2 protein-coding genes are annotated in these 1,461 nt (G+C 64.2%); both read left to right on the forward strand.

The features are described from left to right. The first annotated feature begins 193 nt into the window (after positions 1-193). Positions 194-658, forward strand: a complete 465-nt coding sequence (locus MKK69_RS22040; protein WP_409564862.1) for a hypothetical protein — start codon at positions 194-196, stop codon at positions 656-658. 50 nt (positions 659-708) lie between these two features. Continuing rightward, on the forward strand, positions 709-1,461 hold a 753-nt coding region (locus tag MKK69_RS22045; protein WP_243971463.1), incomplete at its 3' end, for a sigma-70 family RNA polymerase sigma factor.

A 1,461-nucleotide genomic window follows, 5' to 3' on the forward strand; every position in this document is an offset into this window, starting at 1 on the left:
CCGAACGCTGTCCACAAGTGGACAGCGATCCGGACAGAACCCGAACGGGGTGGCAAGTGTCTCACCCCGGATGGGGGATGCAGCTGAGGACGCCTCAAATCGCAGAGGAAGCCCCAGGGGGCCCGGCGTCGGCTCCCGGCCACGCACGGGCGCCTCGATTGAGCGCCGCCGCCGCGGGGCCGACTGTGGTCGCATGCCGCTCGGTCTCGCCGCCAAGTGCACCCACGCCGAGCAAGGCCTGCTCGCCCTGGTCGCTGCTGAGGTAGCGCGCCGCGGCGACTGCCGGCTGGCGGTCGGGCACATCGCGGCGATCGTCGGCGTGTCCGAGACCACGGTGCGCAACGCCATTCGGGAGGCGCGTAAGCTCGGGCTGGTCACGGTCGAGGAGCGCCCTGTCACCGGCTTTCGCAACCTGCCGAACATCGTCCGGGTCGTCTCGGCTGAGTGGACCGCCTGGCTGCGCTTGGCCCGGAAGGGATCCATTCCTCAGGGGGGAGGGTGCAAATTCCCGCAGCGCACGCCTACTGAAGTTCTAGTCCTGTCAGAATCGGGGAAAACGGAAGCGAGAAAGGGCTGCCGACGAGCGGCGGGCGACCTCGACCGATCAGACCGAGCGAGAATCCGCGCGGTTGGTCGCACTGGCCGAGCTATGCCGTGAAGACATGTACCTGGCCGTTCTATCGAACGATCTGAACAAGGCGCTCCAACTTGGCTTCTCGAACGACCATAGAACCGACCGAAGCCGAGGGCGCAGACGAGGCCGCATCCCGTGCGCTTGACGTCATCCTCTCGGAGCCAATCCGACGGCACCTCGGCAGTTTGATAGCGGCAGTCTATGGGCTTGAGGATCAGACCGACGCCGAGGCGAGCGCTGTCGAGCGCTTCGCGGATCTCCTGGCCAAGCTCGATGCAGATGTCGGTGCTGCCCGTACTCGCAACGACACTGAGTTCCAGCAACTACTCCTCGCCACAGCGGCATCGCTCAGGCGTTTCGCCTTATCGCTCTGCCGGGACAGATCTGCAGCCGAGGATCTCGTCCAGGAAACCCTCCTCCGAGCCTGGAAAAACAGGCACCGCTTCCTTCCAGGAACGAACCTTGAGGCATGGACCTTCACGATCCTCCGCAACTTCTACTACACCGGACAGCGTAAGCATCGTGAAATTCAGGACGACGATGGGAGCTACGCGGCCCGCATGGTCACCTTGCCTGAGCAATCCAGCCGCCTCGACATTCAGGATGTCAGCGCAGCTCTCGACCGTCTTAACCCAGTGATGCGGGAAGCCCTGATCCTCATCGCAGTGGAAAACATGAGCTACGACGAAGCGGCCGCGGTCATGGGTTGCCAAGTCGGGACCGTGAAGAGCCGTATCTGGAGGGCCCGGGACCAGCTTGCGCGGATACTCGGCTACAACGGTGCCGAGATCGGCACTGACGCCGTGATGCTCTCAGCAAACGCAGGG

This window comes from Methylobacterium sp. J-026, assembly GCF_022829585.1.
Lineage (GTDB): Bacteria > Pseudomonadota > Alphaproteobacteria > Rhizobiales > Beijerinckiaceae > Methylobacterium.

Bases quoted from the DNA above. Each gene is read 5' to 3' on its own strand.
- MKK69_RS22040 (WP_409564862.1), top strand. From the start codon at position 194: ATGCCGCTCGGTCTCGCCGCCAAGTGCACCCACGCCGAGCAAGGCCTG.